Source organism: Sulfurospirillum halorespirans DSM 13726, assembly GCF_001723605.1.
Lineage (GTDB): Bacteria > Campylobacterota > Campylobacteria > Campylobacterales > Sulfurospirillaceae > Sulfurospirillum > Sulfurospirillum halorespirans.
Window position 1 is genome coordinate 2,157,483 of the sequence record NZ_CP017111.1, and the last position, 17,420, is coordinate 2,174,902.

18 protein-coding genes are annotated in these 17,420 nt (G+C 42.3%); 13 read left to right on the forward strand and 5 right to left on the reverse strand.

Annotation, left to right across the window (positions count from 1 at the left end):
- The first annotated feature begins 26 nt into the window (after nucleotides 1–26).
- The 3 genes from SHALO_RS10745 (at nucleotide 27) to SHALO_RS10755 (ending at nucleotide 4,678) form a co-directional block, all read left to right on the forward strand.
- Nucleotides 27–2,561 carry a glycosyltransferase family 2 protein gene (locus SHALO_RS10745; RefSeq protein ID WP_069478526.1) on the forward strand — a complete coding sequence of 845 codons (2,535 nt, stop codon included), beginning with the start codon at nucleotides 27–29 and terminating at the stop codon, nucleotides 2,559–2,561.
- A 153-nt stretch (nucleotides 2,562–2,714) separates the two neighbouring features.
- Nucleotides 2,715–4,451, forward strand: a complete 1,737-nt coding sequence (locus SHALO_RS10750) for an aldehyde ferredoxin oxidoreductase C-terminal domain-containing protein (protein WP_069478527.1) — start codon at nucleotides 2,715–2,717, stop codon at nucleotides 4,449–4,451.
- Nucleotides 4,451–4,678: a MoaD/ThiS family protein gene (locus SHALO_RS10755; protein WP_025345484.1), complete on the forward strand. Its 228-nt coding sequence runs from the start codon at nucleotides 4,451–4,453 to the stop codon at nucleotides 4,676–4,678. Before SHALO_RS10750 ends, SHALO_RS10755 begins: the two co-directional genes overlap by 1 nt.
- On the opposite strand, the gene thiS is transcribed toward SHALO_RS10755, so the two are convergent.
- Nucleotides 4,675–4,950, reverse strand: coding sequence for a sulfur carrier protein ThiS (thiS, locus tag SHALO_RS10760; RefSeq protein ID WP_069478528.1), 276 nt, complete (start codon nucleotides 4,948–4,950; stop codon nucleotides 4,675–4,677). The genes SHALO_RS10755 and thiS overlap by 4 nt on opposite strands.
- A 103-nt stretch (nucleotides 4,951–5,053) precedes the next feature.
- Between thiS and SHALO_RS10765 the strand changes: the two genes are divergently transcribed.
- From SHALO_RS10765 to SHALO_RS10780, 4 genes are all read left to right on the forward strand, one after another.
- Nucleotides 5,054–5,839, forward strand: a complete 786-nt coding sequence (locus SHALO_RS10765) for a HesA/MoeB/ThiF family protein (RefSeq protein WP_069478529.1) — start codon at nucleotides 5,054–5,056, stop codon at nucleotides 5,837–5,839.
- Between the two features lie 22 nt (nucleotides 5,840–5,861).
- Nucleotides 5,862–7,079 (forward strand): GGDEF domain-containing protein, encoded by a 1,218-nt coding sequence (locus tag SHALO_RS10770; protein ID WP_069478530.1) that lies wholly within the window; start codon nucleotides 5,862–5,864, stop codon nucleotides 7,077–7,079.
- Between the two features lie 62 nt (nucleotides 7,080–7,141).
- The gene (locus tag SHALO_RS10775) at nucleotides 7,142–7,360 is read left to right on the forward strand and encodes a hypothetical protein (RefSeq protein WP_025345488.1); all 219 of its coding nucleotides are present in this window, start codon (nucleotides 7,142–7,144) and stop codon (nucleotides 7,358–7,360) included.
- Nucleotides 7,361–7,468: 108 nt separating this feature from the next.
- Nucleotides 7,469–7,687, forward strand: coding sequence for a hypothetical protein (locus SHALO_RS10780; RefSeq protein WP_069478531.1), 219 nt, complete (start codon nucleotides 7,469–7,471; stop codon nucleotides 7,685–7,687).
- 204 nt (nucleotides 7,688–7,891) lie between these two features.
- On the opposite strand, the gene SHALO_RS10785 is transcribed toward SHALO_RS10780, so the two are convergent.
- Both SHALO_RS10785 and SHALO_RS10790 read right to left on the reverse strand, forming a co-directional pair.
- Nucleotides 7,892–9,109 carry a tetrahydrodipicolinate N-succinyltransferase N-terminal domain-containing protein gene (locus SHALO_RS10785; RefSeq protein ID WP_069478532.1) on the reverse strand — a complete coding sequence of 406 codons (1,218 nt, stop codon included), beginning with the start codon at nucleotides 9,107–9,109 and terminating at the stop codon, nucleotides 7,892–7,894.
- 18 nt (nucleotides 9,110–9,127) lie between these two features.
- Nucleotides 9,128–10,258, reverse strand: coding sequence for an Mrp/NBP35 family ATP-binding protein (locus SHALO_RS10790; protein WP_069478533.1), 1,131 nt, complete (start codon nucleotides 10,256–10,258; stop codon nucleotides 9,128–9,130).
- Between the two features lie 106 nt (nucleotides 10,259–10,364).
- Here SHALO_RS10790 and SHALO_RS10795 point away from each other — a divergent pair, with 106 nt between their 5' ends.
- The 6 genes from SHALO_RS10795 to SHALO_RS10820 all read left to right on the forward strand — a co-directional run bounded on the left by SHALO_RS10795 (nucleotide 10,365) and on the right by SHALO_RS10820 (nucleotide 16,002).
- A complete protein-coding gene (locus SHALO_RS10795) occupies nucleotides 10,365–11,489 on the forward strand; it encodes a bifunctional 2-C-methyl-D-erythritol 4-phosphate cytidylyltransferase/2-C-methyl-D-erythritol 2,4-cyclodiphosphate synthase (protein ID WP_069479407.1) in 1,125 nt (374 codons plus the stop codon).
- Complete coding sequence (locus tag SHALO_RS10800) at nucleotides 11,486–12,373, forward strand: response regulator (RefSeq protein ID WP_069478534.1); 888 nt, start codon at nucleotides 11,486–11,488, stop codon at nucleotides 12,371–12,373. Before SHALO_RS10795 ends, SHALO_RS10800 begins: the two co-directional genes overlap by 4 nt.
- Nucleotides 12,351–13,544: a sulfate adenylyltransferase gene (locus tag SHALO_RS10805; RefSeq protein ID WP_069478535.1), complete on the forward strand. Its 1,194-nt coding sequence runs from the start codon at nucleotides 12,351–12,353 to the stop codon at nucleotides 13,542–13,544. Before SHALO_RS10800 ends, SHALO_RS10805 begins: the two co-directional genes overlap by 23 nt.
- 116 nt (nucleotides 13,545–13,660) lie before the next feature.
- The gene (locus SHALO_RS10810) at nucleotides 13,661–14,827 is read left to right on the forward strand and encodes a PilZ domain-containing protein (RefSeq protein WP_069478536.1); all 1,167 of its coding nucleotides are present in this window, start codon (nucleotides 13,661–13,663) and stop codon (nucleotides 14,825–14,827) included.
- A gap of 56 nt (nucleotides 14,828–14,883) precedes the next feature.
- On the forward strand, nucleotides 14,884–15,354 hold the full coding sequence (locus SHALO_RS10815) for a phosphatidylglycerophosphatase A family protein (RefSeq protein WP_069478537.1): 471 nt from the start codon (nucleotides 14,884–14,886) through the stop codon (nucleotides 15,352–15,354).
- 81 nt (nucleotides 15,355–15,435) lie between these two features.
- Nucleotides 15,436–16,002, forward strand: a complete 567-nt coding sequence (locus SHALO_RS10820) for a YceI family protein (protein WP_069478538.1) — start codon at nucleotides 15,436–15,438, stop codon at nucleotides 16,000–16,002.
- Here the strand turns inward: SHALO_RS10820 and SHALO_RS10825 are convergent.
- Nucleotides 15,970–16,584: an IMPACT family protein gene (locus SHALO_RS10825; RefSeq protein ID WP_069478539.1), complete on the reverse strand. Its 615-nt coding sequence runs from the start codon at nucleotides 16,582–16,584 to the stop codon at nucleotides 15,970–15,972. The two genes, SHALO_RS10820 and SHALO_RS10825, sit on opposite strands and share 33 nt — an antisense overlap.
- Nucleotides 16,584–17,405, reverse strand: a complete 822-nt coding sequence (gene modD, locus SHALO_RS10830; RefSeq protein WP_069478540.1) for a ModD protein — start codon at nucleotides 17,403–17,405, stop codon at nucleotides 16,584–16,586. Before modD ends, SHALO_RS10825 begins: the two co-directional genes overlap by 1 nt.
- Nucleotides 17,406–17,420 lie beyond the last annotated feature (15 nt).

Sequence of the window (17,420 nt, forward strand, 5' to 3'; positions counted from 1 at the left end):
CTATCACTTTTTTTCGGAGCATACGGTTGAAATATTTCAAATACATTCTACTTTCCCTCGTTATTACATCCCTGATTCAAATTTTATTGTGGACAAGAGCTGGTGATAAGATCGTCACGTCACCGCAAATTGGTGAAAAATTAGAGTCTCTCTCCTACACGCCCTACCGTGGATTTGAAAAAGCGCCTAAGAGCGATCGTGAGATTGCCGAGGATATGAAGACCATTGAGCACATTGCACGCAAAGTAAGAACTTATGCGATTGACGATGCCAAGCGTGTTTTAGAAAATGTGAAAGATACCAAACTCAAAGTCGATGTCGGTCTTTGGCTCTCAGGAGATAAAGGCGCAAACGAATCTGAAATCGAAACACTTTTTGAACTGACCAAATATTACAGCCCTAAAATTGCTTCCATCATCGTCGGAAACGAGGTTTTGCTGCGAGCTGACCTCACACCTGAAGAACTTATGGAGTACATTGATCGTGTCTCAAAACGCACACGAATCCCTGTCACCACGGCAGAGGTTCAACATGTTTGGCTCACCAACAAAGAGCTTGCACGTCATGTTGATTTTATTAACGTTCACATTTTGCCGTATTGGGAAAAAATTCCTATTGAGCGAACCCTTGCGTTTGCCAAAGAGAAGTACGACTCCATTGCGGCGATGTACCCTAAAAAACCGATTACCATCGGGGAGTTTGGCTGGCCAAGCAGTGGTTATAACAACGAAAAAGCGGAAGCCACGCTTACCAACCAGATCGCTGCAATTACTGGCTTTTTGGAGATGGCAAATGCTGAGAAATGGAGCTACAACATCGTTGAAGCGTTCGACCAGCCGTGGAAAGGCGTTCATGAAGGAAGTGTGGGACCGTATTGGGGACTTTTCGACATCAATAAACAACCTAAATTTCACTTTATCAAGCAGACCATTATCAACCCACTGTGGCGTTACCAAATGGCAGGCTCGGTCTTTTTTGGACTGCTTCTGACGTACTTTGGGCTTAGAAATCAGCGCGTTAACTTTGCCCATGCCATTACCTATGCTTTTGCAGCGCAAGCGATGGGCTTTGGTATAGCGATGGCTGCAACGTATCCCTTTATCTACTACATGAACTTTGGTATGTGGGTCATGTGGACAATGGGAATTTTCTTGATGATTCCTTTGGTCATCATTACCTTAGCTAAGATTAATGAGCTCTTTAAATGCACCCTTGGCATTGCACCCAAACGTCTTGCACCTCTTAATCTCAAGTCGGATCATATACCCTTTGTCTCCATTCATGTGCCAGCTTATAAAGAGCAGCCGCATGTTTTGATCGATACCCTCAATTCACTCGCGCAGATGAAGTACACCAACTATGAAGTTTTAGTGGTGATTAACAACACGCCTGAAGAGTTTTACTGGAAACCTATCGAAGAGCATTGTCAAAAACTCGGCGAAAAATTTGTCTTTTTGAACATTACATGTAAAGGGTTTAAAGCAGGAGCACTCAATGAAGCACTCAAATTTACACATGAAAAAGCAGAAATTTTAGCCGTAATTGATGCCGATTATGTGGTCGATGAAAACTGGCTCATTGACCTTGTTCCACTCTTTGATGATCCAAAAGTTGCACTCGTTCAAGCACCACAAGATCACCGTGATGGACAAGAATCGCTCATTAAACAGGCGATGAACGCTGAATATGCAGGTTTTTTTGACATCGGTATGGTTGAGCGAAATGAAGAAAATGCCATCGTAGCACACGGAACGATGCTGATGGCTCGCTTGTCTGCGATGCACGAAGTGGGTGATTGGACAACGTACACGATCGTCGAAGACTCTGAGCTAGGACTTCGCCTTTTTGAAGCGGGTTATACAGCACATTACACTAACCGACGTTACGGTTGGGGACTCTTACCCGACACCGTGGAAGCGTTTCGTACACAACGTCACCGCTGGGCGTATGGTGCCATTCAAATTTTAAAACGTCACTGGCGTCACTTTATGCCTTCATCCAAAACGTTAACGCCGTACCAAAAGTACCATTTCGTCGCAGGTTGGTTCTTCTGGCTCTCCGATGCCTTTGGCGCGTTGACCGCTTTTTTAAATATTTTCTGGGTACCATTTATCATTTTTGTCGGTGTGACGATTCCAACACTGCCACTCACCCTGCCTATCTTGGTGGCATTTTTAGTCAATATCTTGCACGCATTTATCTTGTACCATACCCGCGTTAAAATGAGTGTGAGAGAGACGATGCTGAGTGCCATTGCTTCGATGAGTCTACAGCTGGTCATTTTTAAAGCGGTGTACGATGGTTTTGTTAAAGATGGACTTCCGTTTAAACGCACGGAAAAAGGTGGAAACACCAAAAAAGTCAATAAAAGCCCGATTCAGCATGAAATGATTTTAGCCACCTTGCTTACCATCTCTTTCTTCGCGCTTTACTTTACCAACTACACACGCATTACCGAAATTTATGTCTTTGCCTTCACCCTTTTGATTCAGAGTATCCCTTATTACTCCGCTATTATCCTTCGTATCATCGAACTTCAATCGTTCAAACCTCAGAAGTAGTGGCATTCGCTACTACTTCCTTAAAGTAAATGTGTAAAAAAAGATATGCTAAAAAAGCATATTTTTGTTTTAAGGTCTTTCATTGACTTTGCTATTTTCATGCTATAAACTTTGAATATTATGGTTGAAACAACCGTATTTAAAGGAGTTATTATGGCTGATCTAATTTATCGCGTTAACATGTCAAACCTAAGTTTTAAAATTGAAGAGGTTCCTTCCAAATGGATGGGGCTGGGAGGTCGTGGACTTACTTCTACGATCGTGGCTGAAGAAGTTGATCCTGAGTGTCATCCCTTAGGACCCAATAATAAAATGGTTTTTGCCCCTGGGCTTCTCTCAGGAACATCTGCTTCCAACTCAGGTCGTAACTCATTGGGTGCGAAAAGTCCGTTGACAGGAGGCATTAAAGAGTCAAACGTTGGTGGAACGAGTGCGGGTATTTTTTCAAAATTGGGTGTGAAAGCACTGATTATCGAAGGGCTACCAAAAGATGAGAATACCTTCTATCAATTACATGTAACCAAAAATAACGTTGAATTTATCCCTGTACCAGAACTGGTTGGCAAAGATAATTACGCCGTATTAGATGCAATGATGGCAAAATATGACAAAAAAGTCGCCGTTATGAGTATTGGTCGTATCGGTGAAATGCGCATGAACATCGCCAACGTCTCGGTGAAAGATCCTAGTGGAAAACTCAGAAGTCATGGTCGTGGCGGTTTGGGTGCCGTTATGGGTTCTAAAAAGATCAAATGTATCACTGTCGATGCGGCTGATTATAAAGAAGTGACGATTGCTGATCCTGAAAAATTCAAAGAAGCAAGTAAAATCTTCACCAAAGCGCTTCAAGAAAATCCTATCAGCGGACAAGGTTTACCAGCATTTGGAACGAATGTTTTGGTTAACATCCTCAACGAAGCAGGTGGCCTTCCAACCCGTAACTTTAGAGAAGGTACTTGGGAACATGCTGAAAACATCTGTGGTGAGACGATGGCTGAAAACATTAAAGCTAGAGGTGGAAAAACAACGCATGGCTGTCATGCAGGCTGTGTCATCCAATGTTCCCAAGTCTATAACGACAAAGAGGGTAAATACCTCACATCTGGCTTTGAATATGAGACCATTTGGGCACTTGGAGCGCATTTAGGTATTCAAGATTTAGATCTGATCGCAAAAATGGATGGTCTTATGGATGACTTGGGTGTCGATTCGATTGAAACTTCTGTTGTGCTTGGACTTGCAGTAGATGCTGGCATTCTTGCTTACGGTGATGGTAAAAAAGCGTATGAATTACTCTCTCATGATATTCCAATGGGAACACCTATGGGACGAATTCTAGGAGCAGGAACGCATATTTTAGGAAAATCGTTTGGACTCGTACGTGTTCCTACCGTTAAAGGTCAAGGTATTCCAGCGTATGAGCCAAGAGCGGTTAAAGGTCAAGGCATTACTTATGCAACCACACCTATGGGCGCAGATCACACTGCAGGGTACGCTGTTGCTACAAACATCCTTAACAGTGGTGGACACGTTGATCCACTCAAAAAAGAGGGACAAGTGGAACTCGCACGTAACCTCCAGATAGCCACTGCTGCTGTGGATAGTACAGGTATGTGTCTCTTTGTTGCCTTTGCAGCACTGGATGATGCAAAATGTTTGCCTGCTCTAGTGGATATGATTAATGCGCGCTTTGGCTGTGCTCTCACGATTGATGACGTTGTCAATTTGGGTAAAACCATTCTGAAACGTGAACATGAATTTAACATCAAAGCAGGACTTGGCAAAGCAGATGACAGGTTGCCAGAGTTTATGAAGTACGAAACACTTCCTCCTCACAATGTCACTTGGGACTTCTCAGGTGAAGAGATCGATGCGTTCTGGAATTTCTAATGCACGTTGTCGTTAAACTCTTTGCTCAGTACCGAGAAGGTCGCTTTAAGGCTGAGCAGAGAGAGTATGCAAATGGCACTACGGCTCAAATGATTATAGAGGCATTGGAGCTTGAGAGCGTATCGCCTTTAGGAGTTCTCATGGTCAATGGAAGGCATGTTGATACGTCGTATTGCATACAAGAGGGTGATGAAATTGCCCTCTTCCCCAAAGTGGGTGGCGGTTAATCCCCTTTAAGCCCAGAGAGAAGACGAAATGAGCCAGGTGTTCCAGGCGGCAGAAGTGCTACGCGGTCATTTTCATGGAGCTCTGTCTCTTTGGGCACAACAGTGTTATTGAGAAAAACTGCTTCCACCTCTTTTGGCTCAAGCCCTAAAGAATCGATCAAATCAACAATGCGTGTTTTATCCTCAACAACCCATGAAGCATCCAAATAAGGAATGCCTTTTTGTTTGAGTTTTTCGCGCAAAAATGAAAAAGCATTGAGTATAATGTGCATAAAACATCCTTTTAGTGCATCTAAAAACTCTAAATAGCTTATAATAAGTTTGTAGCATGAGAATAGCTTATTATGTAGAAAATTATACACTAGGATACAGAAAATGGAACTTTTAACCTTTTTAAAAGAGCAAACCAGTGATGGATTTCTCCCACTTCAATCCTCTTACGCCGCAATGGAACGCTTTACATGTAACTTTAAAACCGTCGAAGAGATGGCTCTCAAAAATGGCATTTTACCCCTTCGCTACAAGCGCAACCAAAAAACGATTTCGACACAAGAACAGTATGCTCTTTTTCAATCCACCGTGCTGATTATCGGCTGTGGTGGTTTGGGTGGCTTTGTGGCTGAAATGCTGACACGTATTGGTGTAGGAAAGCTCATTGTGTGCGATGGCGATGTTTTTGAAGAACACAACCTCAATCGTCAAAATTTTTCATCACCCAAAACGATAGGACGTTTGAAAGCCGAAGTGTTAAAAGAAAAACTTGAAGAGATCAACCCCGCTTTACATGTAAAAACAATAACAGCTTTTTTTGACCCAGAAAAAGATGCTAATCTTATCCAAGAAGCCGATGTCGTGGTGGATGCACTCGACAATCCTGATCTGAAATGCCTACTTGCCAATCTCTGTCTCAAAGAACAAAAACCTTTTGTGCATGGCGCGATTGCTGGCTATTATAGCCAGTTTTCAACCTCTTCTTCCCTCGACCAACTCTACCTTCAAAAAGGCGATGGAGCAGAGAAGCGTTCAGGCAATCCTTCCTTTACCGTCTGCTTTGCCGCCTCTATTCAAAGCACAGAAGTGGTAAAATTGCTGTTAGGCAAACCTCATCTTCACGCACCGCTTATGGGAAATTTATGGGAGTATGAGCTAATTTCGCTATAATCGCAAAAAAACAGGGATTGAAATGCAACGACTTACAGACGCTCTTTCGACTTTTCATGCACTCTGTTTAGGGATGATTATCTTCGCACTACTGGTGGTAAAACTAGAGCTCATTCCCACATATGCTTATTACTTTATCTGGCAGAGTACCTTTGTTTTTTTACTGATTGGGATCGCATTAAGTGTCTATTTCAATAAAAGCAAACTCTTTGTACTACTGCTTTTTCCGCTCTTTTCTGCACTCTGTTTAGCGTTTCCCACAACCCTTTTTACCAAACTGGGTGTTTCAGCCTTTTGGCATATGGTGCCCCTGATCACGGCGCTTGGATACCTGCTGATTTATGCACTGCAAGAGCGTGGACTGTTTAGCTCGTTTGGAGCACTACGCACCAGCATTGGTCTGATCATCCTTGGCATTGGCTATGCGGGACTTAAATATTTTTCACCAACGATGCAAAAAGCACTCGATACACCCATTTTACATGTAAGCCTTCAAGGTCTTGCAAAAGCCAGCGATTTTACTCTGATTATTGCGATCGTTTCGCTACTATTTATCTTTTTAATCTCAATGCTTTTTGAAGTTCAAAGCCAAAAAGCCCCGTTTTGGATGCTCGTCGCGCAGATGATTCCTCTTCTCTTTTTGCAAGAGAGCAACCATTTCATTCTCTTCTGCCTTGTGGCGTCACTCATAGCGATTGCGGCACTCGTTCATGATGCATACCGTATGGCATACATTGACACGCTCACGGGCATTCCCTCCAGACGTGCATTAGAAGAGCGTTTCTTGCGTCTAGGTTCCAGCTACATCATCGCCATGGTCGACATCGACTTCTTTAAAAAGTTTAATGACACCTTTGGACACGATATAGGCGATGACGTTTTAAAGCTCGTCGCCAAAGAGATCAGCCATGTCAAAAATGGAGGAAAGGCGTACCGTTATGGTGGTGAAGAGTTTACCATTCTTTTTAGTGGCAAGAAAAAAGAGGAGTGCATCATGGCGCTTGAAGAGGTACGAGAGCATATTTTCAGACGTGGTTTTGTCATTCGCGATAAAAATCGTCCCGAAAAAGCGCCTAAAGAGAAACTTAAAGCCGCCTCTATCAAAAAAGAGCGACTCTCTGTTAGCATTGGTGTGGCACTCTCTGCCAAAGGCAACACACCTCAAGAGGTGATTAAACGTGCGGATGACGCATTGTATAAAGCCAAAGAGAGTGGACGAAACTGTCTCATTTGCTTATAATTAACACATAATTACTTTTTTTAATGTGCTACAATAGATAAAAATATCCTGAGGAGTTTTCGATGAGTAGCTCACCCCTTAAATGCTCGCTTTCTGAGTGCAAAGCACGTCTCAAAGCAGTCGATGGCATGAGCTTAGCAGAGCTTGAAGAGTATGCGACGAGATGTTCCACCTGTGGTAATTGGATCTTAAAAGATGATCCCATCGCGCATGAAACGTATATGAAAATTTCAACAAAATGGGCTGAAAATTTCAATAAATCCCTTTTAAAGAACCATTAATCATTTTCTTTCAGTTGTAGCTTGGTATTTTCTTCCTATCATATTCCTAACTTTATCCTTATAAAGCCTCTTTTTTTGATTCTATCATTTTCCTAACAAGGAGATACTATGAAACAAGAGCGTCCTCGATGCAGTGAAGAAGAGTGTCAACGTCAAAGTGAACACTTTATTTTTATGAATATGGATCAACTCTCAGCTCAGATTGGGCAGTGTGAAGGGTGTAATAATGCTCTTGAAACCAAGAATACACGAACAGCGCAGACTCATCAGCTTATCGCATTGATATGGGCAGAAAAACACAATGAGACAACGGGGAAACTTCGCTAAAAAGCTTCCCTCATCTAACATTTTTATTAAATAGAGTTCTTACATTGCAAGAACTCTATAACACGCTTTTAAAGCAAAGCTCAAAACGAAGTTTCCTTGAAAAAGCTACATTAACACTGGGTTTTCCAAGACGGAATGCCCACGCACCTTTGGTGCTTTTTACTTCTTGCAAAATGTGTTTTGCAAGAACTCTAATAAATTTCGTTAATGAAGCTCACTGTTAAGTTTAATCTCGCGTTTACTTCTAACGGCGACGATCATTCCGTTCAAGCTGTTTTGGCGGAAATGAATGCCATTCAGTCCTGAAAGCTCCAAGCCTTTAAAGAAGTGCATCTCTTCTTTACCCGCTTTTTTAAGTTTTACTTTGGGATTCGCTTCGATAATCTTCGCAAGCTCGCTTGCACTCACCCCAATTTTCGTTCCTTCCAAAATCGCAATGCCTGCATCGACGATACATCCATTTCCCAAAGGAATTCCTGTCACGGAGTTAGCGCCAAGCAGTGTATTTTCGCCAATGCTCACAGGATTGCCGTTGGTGCCACTGAGCACGCCTAGAATGCTTGCACCTCCACCCACATCACTTCCTTTGCCCACAACCACCGAAGAGCTAATACGTCCTTCTACCATAACAGCCCCTGTGGTTCCTGCATTGAAGTTCACGTAACTCGCTCCTGGCATAATGGTCGTTCCTGCATGCAGCTGTGCACCCATTCTGACTTTACTGGCGTCTAAGATGCGGGTATTATCAGCTGGGATGATATGCGCTAAGAAACGTGGAAATTTATCGACTGACTCGATGAGTGGGAACTCACCCAAAAGTTTCATCTCAACTTCGTGCATTCTCAGCCATTCAAGTTCAATCGGTTGTCCTAGTGACCATGCCACATTCTCTAGCACACCAAAAGCACCGGTGAGGTTCAGTGAGCGAATCGGTGCTTTTCCCGTTGAAAGAGCATACAACTTCAAGTAAACGGCTTCGGGGCTTAACGGAGCATCATCTTCAAATAAGAAGACAATACGATAATCTTTTTTAAGCTTCTCTGTTTGCGCGATCCAATCAAGCGTTTTAATCACTTGAACATTTTTATGTGCGTCACCCAAGGCAAGATTGAGATAAGGCGTGTAAGCATTCATCGCATTTTTGACAAATTTTTTCTTAACATCATACACAAATTCACTGCTGGTAAAATCTACATCAACGCCACTGGCTTGAAGTGCCCCAATAAAAATCGCAGCACTTCCAAAGTTTTCATTCCAGTTAATGACAGGAAAGTTTGCTTGTAAAATTTTCTCAGGATTCAATTGCCCGCGATCGACTCTAGCGATACCAAAACCAATCGGTTTTTTGTATCCCTCTTGTGCTTCAATCTCTTGAACCAATGCTTTAAAATCTGCTTCATTAATACTCACGCGTAACGCCATCTCTTCTCCTTTTAATGCTTATTTTTTCACACTTGAACAGGCACTTGGTGCTCCGTTAATGCCCATTGTTGGTTGAATCGCTTCATTGCTCGCACCACCTTCTGCATTGACTTTTTCAATGCACTCCCACAGTTTGCTAGCTGAAGCTTGATAACGCTTTGCCGTTTCACTCTCAGGATGGAAGAAGCTCACAGGTTTTCCAGCGTCTCCGCCTTCACGAATAGCAGGCTCAATCGGAATCTCGCCAATCACGATGGTTTCAAACTTCTCAGCCAACGGTTTGGTCGTTCCTTTACCGAAGATATCATACTCTTTATTGGTCTCAGGACAGATAAATCCACTCATGTTTTCCATAATTCCAGCGATCGGAATATGCAATTTTTGGAACATATCTAAACTCCGCTCGGTATCATCGAGTGCTACTTGTTGCGGCGTTGTGACACAAATACCTGCTGTTACAGGCACACTTTGAGCCAAAGTCAACTGTGCATCACCGGTTCCTGGAGGCATGTCGATAAACAAAACATCCAAATCACTCCACAAGATGTCGCGAAGCAGTTGCTCGATCGCTTTCATGACCATCGCACCTCTCCAGATAAGCGACTGACCGTTTTCCATTAAGGAACCCATGCTCATCATCTCAACACCATACGCAACGATAGGTTTGACTTTTTGTCCGACAATTTCAGGATGCGTATCGACCACACCCATCATGCGAGGCACGTTTGGTCCATAAATATCGGCGTCTAAAAGCCCTACTTTTTTACCTTGACTTGCAAGGGCAATCGCTAAGTTTACGGTTGTGGTTGTTTTACCCACGCCGCCTTTTCCTGAGCTTACCATCACGAAATTTTTGATGTGAGGTGCCATGTTTTTGCCCGATTGTGAGTTGCTTTTCTCAACAGGAGGCTTTGGTTGCTTAACCACAACATCGACACGACTTGCGCCAATGGCGGCAACTGCCTTCTCAATTTTGCTTTTTAATTCGTCACCAACCTCTTTACTTGAAGAGACAATTTCCGCTTCTATGTAGACATTATTATCAGAAATATCGATATCTTTAACGAAACCAAATGTCACAATATCTTTATCAAAACCTGGGTATTTTACGCCACCTAACGCGCTTAAAACAGTATCTTTATTTAACATTTTTTTGACCTTTATGCTTAAGTAATGGCAGAATTTAACACAAAAAAGATAAAAAAAAGCTTTCAAAATGTATAATATTGTAACACTTCAGAAAAAAGGACAAAGTTTGCCCGATTTAACGCTTGTGATGTTAGGAGCAGGAAGTTCGACGCGCTTTAACCAACGTGTTAAAAAACAGTGGTTACGCATTGATGAAACTCCATTATGGCTTTTTGCAACCCAAAATCTTCAACAGCTTTCTTCTTTTCAACACATTATTGTGACAACCTCACCGGATGAGCACTTCTATGCCCAAAAATTTAGCGATACGATTACCTTTGTCAAAGGCGGTGAAACCAGACAAGAGTCGCTTGCCAATGCCCTTTTACATGTAAAGACGACCTATGTCCTTGTTAGCGACATTGCACGAGCGTGCATCGACCAAGCCATGCTTGAACGTATTCTTGATGAGAGAGCACATGCAGACTGTGTTGTCCCCTACCTAAACGTTGTGGACACCGTTATTTATGAAGAGCAGACGATCAACCGCGATCAGGTAAAACTCATCCAAACCCCACAGCTCTCACGCACCGACATGCTCAAAAAAGCCCTGCAAACAGGCACGATCTACACAGATGATAGCAGTGCGATTAAAGCGATGGGTGGAAAGGTGGTGTATGTTTTAGGAAATCCTGAGGCAAAAAAGCTTACATGTAAAGAAGATAGTGCTACTATCTCCTGCCTTAAAGCGCCTTCCTCTAACATTTTCGTGGGGTACGGTTTTGATGTACATGCCTATGAAGAGGGAAAAGTGATGATGCTTGGCGGTGTGGAGGTACACCCAACGACAGGGTTTAAGGCACACTCCGATGGTGATGTTGCGATTCATGCGCTGATTGACGCGCTTTTAGGTGCTGCAGGGGCTGGTGACATTGGTGAACTTTTCCCCGATTGTGACGCACGTTATAAAAATGTTGATTCAAAACTTCTCCTCAAAGAGGTCTGCACTTTTTTAGCCAAGGTAGGATTTGAAATTGTTCATTGTGATGTGTGTGTTATGGCAGAGTTTCCACGCTTAAGTGCTTTCAAGGATAAGATGCGTTTTTGTCTTGCCGACATTATGGAACTGTCTCCCATCCACGTCAATGTCAAAGCAACGACAACGGAAAAATTAGGCTTTGTGGGAAGAGAAGAAGGTGTTGCAGTCAGTGCAACGGCTACATTAAAATATTATGATTGGACGAAGGTATGAAGATTTTAATCGTTGAAAACGAGATTTATCTCGCGCAAAGTATTGCCTCTAAGTTGATGGAAATTGGACATTTATGTGAGATAGCTACCAGCATCAAAGATGCACTTAAAGATGAAAAATACGATGCCATACTCCTCTCAACCAACATTTCAGGGCAAAATTTTTACCCTGTGATCGAAAAGCATCGCTCTTCCATCATTATCTTGATGATCTCGTATATCAGTAACGATACGGTCACCAATCCGATCAAAGCAGGTGCGTGTGATTACATTCAAAAGCCTTTTATGATCGAAGAGTTGATCCGAAAACTCCAACACTTAAGCGATTTTAAAAACCTCAAAAAAGAGAATGAAACCTACAAAGAATACGTTAAAAACCTCTTTAGTAGCGCTAATCTGGAGCCTCTTGATAAAAAAATAAAATTTCCTATTCTCATCAAAACCAATTTCCAAAAACATGCGGATGCACTTGTTTTTAACTACGCTCAGACACAAAATGAGACCTTTACCTTTATCTCTTTGACACAAAGCAATGTTTATGAAAAGATCGCGCGCAGTGGAAATGAGGAATTACTCTACATTATTGATCTTCAAAATCTCAAAAAAAGTGAAAAACTCAAAATCTATAACGTCTTAGAAGGCAAACGTGCTATTATTTGTAGCACTGATCCTAATGAAGAGAGTGACTTTTCAAAAATCGAAATCAATACCGACAGTAAAATCTTAGACCAAGGTGATATTTTGTGTATTGATGATTATGTCAAATATGTCATTTTCAATTTTCAAAATAAATTCCCTGACACGGAACTCTCTAAAAAATTAGGAATATCACGTAAAAGTCTTTGGGAGAAAAGGAAGAAGTATGGAATCAACAAGAAAAAATAACCGACAACTCTTTTTAGATAAAGAATTTTTAGCAACCCTTGCCTTGGCAAAAGAGGGTATATTGTACCCTGTTGATAAACTGATGAACAGCGCAGAAGCCAAAGAGGTTGAAGAGAGTGGTTACTACAAAGGCAAGCCTTTTCCTTTCCCCTTTATCATAGCACCTGCAGGGGAAAAAAATAAAGAGGTATTAACCACAGCGTATCAAGGGGAACCTCTTGATTTTGTGGTGGATGGCAAAATCAAAGGCACCATCATCGTGGATGAAGTCTTTGAGGTCGATAAGAAAAAGCGCATCGAGCAAATTTTTGGAACCTATGACATCTCCAATCCTGAAACCCAAATGTTTCTCAAACGCCTAGGTGACATCGCTGTGTGTGGCGAGTATGAACTGCAATTTGATGATATTAAAAATGTCAAAAATAAAATCGCTGATGCCAAAGCACAACTCGGAGCCAAAAACGTCTCAGCCATGATGATCAACGCAAAGCCGTTTCACAGAGCCCATGAGCGCGTTATTCGTATTACCCTTGAGAAATGCGATATGCTCGTTATCTTTTTGCTCAAACCTTATAAACAAGACCTTCTCTCGTATGAGTTGCGTCTGAAGGCGTTGCAATATTTTGTCGATAACTATCTACCAAAAAACCGTGTTGTGATCGTTCCTTTTGAAAACACCTACCTCTTTACCAGTTATAAAAATGCTGTTTTAGATGCCATTTGTGCCTCAAATTTCGGATGCAATAAGCTCGTTTTAGGACAACATCACAGCGGCATTGGTGTCTATTACGATCAAAATGAGATGAAGTCTATTTTGGATCATTACGAAGATTTAGAGATTGATATCGAGATTATCACCGAATTTGTCTACTGCAATGAGTGCAAAACACTGGTCAGCACCAACACCTGCCCGCATGGCGGACACCATCACATCAAGTACCATGCAGAATCGTTGCTTGAGATTTTAAAAGTGGGAATGCTTCCACCTGCTATTTTTATGCGCAAAGACATCTCTGCACTGATTTTAAGTGACCTCTTTAAACACCGTTTTGAAAATATCGGAAAGATTTACGATGCCATCTTCCCTAACAGCGGACTTTTAGAGAACCACGATGAACGTGACTTTTATCTTGAATTGATGCGTTTACACCAAACCACATCACTGACGTAACCCTCTTATCCAAAGCATTTTCCCACTTTGTGGGAGAATGCTTTTTCCTATTCGCTTCGCGCTGAATTCTGATATAATAAGTGCGTCTTCAATCAAAACACTGATGGATCTCAATCATGAAAACCAATGCTTTTTTGAACAACGACACTCAAAAGTTAGAAGACGGGTTAGCGCTTTTTTTAAAAGAGTTTGAGCCTCTCTTTGAAAATTTTTTCACCTCCTTATGCACCAAATTCGATCCAACCATCGAAGCTTATAGCGCAAAAGAGATGGCGACTGCTCTAACACAAAGCCTCCTAAACACGCAAGATGCACCTCTTTTGTATGAAAAACTTTTCCTAGCACTGCGTCAAGACCACCCTTCTATAGACTTTGTGATACAAAAATCGATGGTTTATGTGCTTGAACACTCTGTTATCTTTGCACAAACATATTCGCTACCTTTGAACGTTGAGCTTCTATGTGAGCGTCTTTACCAGCTGATTGACACACTTGCCTTGCATGCCAATGCTCTTTCATTGCAGAGCGATGCCGTGATTGATTATACGGATGTGATGGGGAAAATGCCCTCAAAAGCGTTTCAAAGTGATCTCAGCGATGATGTTCTCTTATCGCCACGTTATGAAATGATGAATATCTTTCAGCAAATGCTCGTCGAAAATCAAAAAAACATCTACTGCCTTAGCCTCTATGAGGGCATTCCTATCAGCTTAGAAGCAACGGTTGTAGAGATTTTGGATGCGAATGTAACGTTTCAAATGAGCCCACTGCAAGAAATAGCCATGCTTTTAGAAAATCAAGCGTTTCTTGTGAAAAATAGCTATTTCCCCAACCATCTCAAAGCCGATATTGTTCACATCGATTTTAAAACCAATCACGTCACATTGACTAATTTTAGATACGTCCAAAGCATGCCCGCACTGCAACGAGAAGGGGTGCGTGTCTATCCTTCTAAAACATCCACTATCGCGTTGTATCAATCTGACGCGCTTTATTTAAACGGTATCCTCCATGACATCTCGACCCAAGGGTTGAGCATTTTAAGCAATGAAAAAGAGGGACTTCGTGCAGGAGAAGATGTGTTATTGGAATTTGAACTTCAAGACGAAAAGGTCTCCATCAATGGGAAGGTTGTAAATATTATCTCCCATACAAACTCTTTTCGATACTGTATTCACATTCTGCCCAACGAAGGCATCAGCCAGATGATAGCAAACTACATCGAACAGCGCGAAAAAGAGATTATCGCAAAGCTTCAGATGGAACTGCAAAAATACGCCTAAGAAGCACTTGAATCTATGCTACAATTCAACCACTAAACTACACACATAGGATCGTTATGCCAAATGCTTTTTTGACTTTTTTCTACACAGGGCTCTCTCCCAAAGCGCCAGGAACGGCAGGTTCTTTGCTTGCAGTTATCTTGGGAGTGGGAATTATTCGCTACATTTCCATGGAAACACTCGTGCTGTTGAGCATTCTTTTTACGCTGATGGCGGTCAAACAGATCAATGCGTACGAAGCAACCAGTGGCAATCACGACGATGGTCGCATTGTTATTGATGAAGTGGTGGGCGTGTGGATTGCGCTGATTTTGAGTTCAGGCACCCTCTTTCAAATCGTACTCAGCTTTGTTTTTTTCCGTCTGTTTGACATCTGGAAACCTTCACTCATTGGCAAGATCGACAAAGATGTCAAAGGCGGTTGGGGCGTTATGGGGGACGATATGCTAGCCGGTGTGGTTGCAGGTATCTGCAGTGCAGGCACATTTCAGCTCTTTGGATACGTTTCAAACACTCTCTTAAAGTAAAACATTACTTTTACATAATACGAAAGCCATAAGCGTCATACAACTATACTTTTCATAGATTTTTATCAAAAGGATAGACCTATGAAACACCTCTTAAGACTCCTTATGGCGACCACCCTCCTTCTCTCTTTTGCACAGGCGAAAGAGTTTATCATCGACAATGCGCACTCCAATATTGGCTTTTCCATCAAACACATGATGATCTCTAACGTGAAAGGCAACTTCAACGCGTACACGGCAGACATTGACTTTGATGCTGAGAAAAAAGTCTTTAACAAATTGGGCGCCAAAATCGAAGCAGCTTCCATTGACACGGGCATTACCAAAAGAGATGACCACTTACGCAGTGCTGATTTCTTTGATGTGGAAAAATTTAAAACGATTGATTTTGTGATGACGTCAATGAAAGATGGCAAAGTACACGGCAACATCACAATTCATGGCATTACTAAGGATGTGGTACTTGAGAGCAAAATTCATGGGGTGATCAAAGATTTTCAAGGGCATCAAAGAGTCGGTTTTACACTAGAGGGTAAACTAAACCGTAAAGACTTTGGACTCGTATGGAATAAAATCCTAGAAGGTGGCGGACTCACGGTCGATGACACCGTCAATTTAACGATTGAAGTTGAGGCTATCGAGCTTTAAGCGTTTAAATCCATCACGTTCAAAAGGGAGAGCAAAGTCTAAAAACTGCGCTTTCTCCTCTTCACTCATCTCTATCTCCCACACAACACCATCACTTTGAAACTCGCGATGCTTTACATGTAACGCATGATGCAAGCTGTAGTGTTCAAACCGCGGCACAAGCGGGTAATCTGTTTTACATGTAAAGATTTCTTTAAAGACAAATGGGATGAGCAAAGCAGCGGCAATGACCTCTTTGGCACTACTGCCATACGCACGCACCAAGCCACCCGTACCGAGCTTTATGCCACCAAAATAGCGCACAATCAACAGCCCCGCATTAACCAGTTCAACCCCTCGCATCACATTTAAAACAGGTGGGCCTGACGTTCCTTTGGGTTCGCCATCATCGGAGTTATTTTCCACAATTTGGCGAAATTCATTGAAAAAACGTTTTGCCCAGACAATGTGTGCCGCTTTGGGATGGTCACTTTTGAGCTTTACATGTAAAACGTCAAAATCGTTCATTGGGCAGAGATACGCCAAAAAAGTAGACTTTTTCTCTTCAACCTCTGCGGTATAAATCTGTTCAATCGTCTGCATTAACCCTCTTTTGAGATCACGACTTTGATGTCGGCAGGTTTTGCATGGTACGGCGAAGAGGTGACAATAAAATCAACTCCCGTTTGGGCATACGCAACGATGTTATGCTCACCAATGCCTCCCGTGGCAGAGATAAGTAGCTGTGGGAACTCCTTTTTGAGGCTCACACAGCGCTCTAGTGTCTCAAAACTCATCTTTTCACATTGAAGTATCTGCGTCCCAAGTGTCGCAAAATAACGCGCCTCCTCGTAATTATCCACTTCCACGACAATCTTTTTTTCCAAATACTTCTGCTTCATTTTGGCAAACTGTGCTTCAAACGCCGCGTCGCTTTCAAAAAAGACACGATGCTGTTTAAAAACTAAAACAGAGTCATACAACCCTAAACGATGGTGCGCCCCACCTCCTGCATAGACCGCTTTGAGGGCTAACTCTTTGGTGCGAGGGAAAATTTTACGGGTGGTTAAGAGTTCAATTTTGGGATTGACTTCACGCGCTAAGGTGATCATTGCACTGGTTTTGGTCGCAATACCGCTTAAAAACTCTAAAATATTTTGAGACACTTTCCATGCTTTGTGCGTCGCGTCCGCTCTACCATACGCCTCTAAGATAAGCTCTCCCGCTTCCAGTCTATCGCCACACGCTTTGTAGGCATGGGTTTCAAGTCCTAGCTTTTGACACATCTCTGTGACAAATTCTACCCCACACAGCACGATAGGCTCTTTTGAAGCAAACGAAATTTTAGCGTTGTGAGACCCAATATCCAGTCCAACCGTGGTCATGTCGATCAAACCGACATCTTCACGTATCATATCCATCATAAGCAAACCTTTACT

What these genes read in the sequence shown, in the direction of transcription:
- SHALO_RS10750 (WP_069478527.1), top strand. Translation starts at nt 2,715, where the DNA reads ATGGCTGATCTAATTTATCGCGTTAACATGTCAAACCTAAGTTTTAAA.
- SHALO_RS10755 (WP_025345484.1), top strand. Translation starts at nt 4,451, where the DNA reads ATGCACGTTGTCGTTAAACTCTTTGCTCAGTACCGAGAAGGTCGCTTT.
- thiS (WP_069478528.1), bottom strand. Translation starts at nt 4,950, where the DNA reads ATGCACATTATACTCAATGCTTTTTCATTTTTGCGCGAAAAACTCAAA.
- SHALO_RS10765 (WP_069478529.1), top strand. Translation starts at nt 5,054, where the DNA reads ATGGAACTTTTAACCTTTTTAAAAGAGCAAACCAGTGATGGATTTCTC.
- SHALO_RS10770 (WP_069478530.1), top strand. Translation starts at nt 5,862, where the DNA reads ATGCAACGACTTACAGACGCTCTTTCGACTTTTCATGCACTCTGTTTA.
- SHALO_RS10775 (WP_025345488.1), top strand. Translation starts at nt 7,142, where the DNA reads ATGAGTAGCTCACCCCTTAAATGCTCGCTTTCTGAGTGCAAAGCACGT.
- SHALO_RS10780 (WP_069478531.1), top strand. Translation starts at nt 7,469, where the DNA reads ATGAAACAAGAGCGTCCTCGATGCAGTGAAGAAGAGTGTCAACGTCAA.
- SHALO_RS10785 (WP_069478532.1), bottom strand. Translation starts at nt 9,109, where the DNA reads ATGGCGTTACGCGTGAGTATTAATGAAGCAGATTTTAAAGCATTGGTT.
- SHALO_RS10790 (WP_069478533.1), bottom strand. Translation starts at nt 10,258, where the DNA reads ATGTTAAATAAAGATACTGTTTTAAGCGCGTTAGGTGGCGTAAAATAC.
- SHALO_RS10800 (WP_069478534.1), top strand. Translation starts at nt 11,486, where the DNA reads ATGAAGATTTTAATCGTTGAAAACGAGATTTATCTCGCGCAAAGTATT.
- SHALO_RS10805 (WP_069478535.1), top strand. Translation starts at nt 12,351, where the DNA reads ATGGAATCAACAAGAAAAAATAACCGACAACTCTTTTTAGATAAAGAA.
- SHALO_RS10810 (WP_069478536.1), top strand. Translation starts at nt 13,661, where the DNA reads ATGAAAACCAATGCTTTTTTGAACAACGACACTCAAAAGTTAGAAGAC.
- SHALO_RS10815 (WP_069478537.1), top strand. Translation starts at nt 14,884, where the DNA reads ATGCCAAATGCTTTTTTGACTTTTTTCTACACAGGGCTCTCTCCCAAA.
- SHALO_RS10820 (WP_069478538.1), top strand. Translation starts at nt 15,436, where the DNA reads ATGAAACACCTCTTAAGACTCCTTATGGCGACCACCCTCCTTCTCTCT.
- SHALO_RS10825 (WP_069478539.1), bottom strand. Translation starts at nt 16,584, where the DNA reads ATGCAGACGATTGAACAGATTTATACCGCAGAGGTTGAAGAGAAAAAG.
- modD (WP_069478540.1), bottom strand. Translation starts at nt 17,405, where the DNA reads ATGATGGATATGATACGTGAAGATGTCGGTTTGATCGACATGACCACG.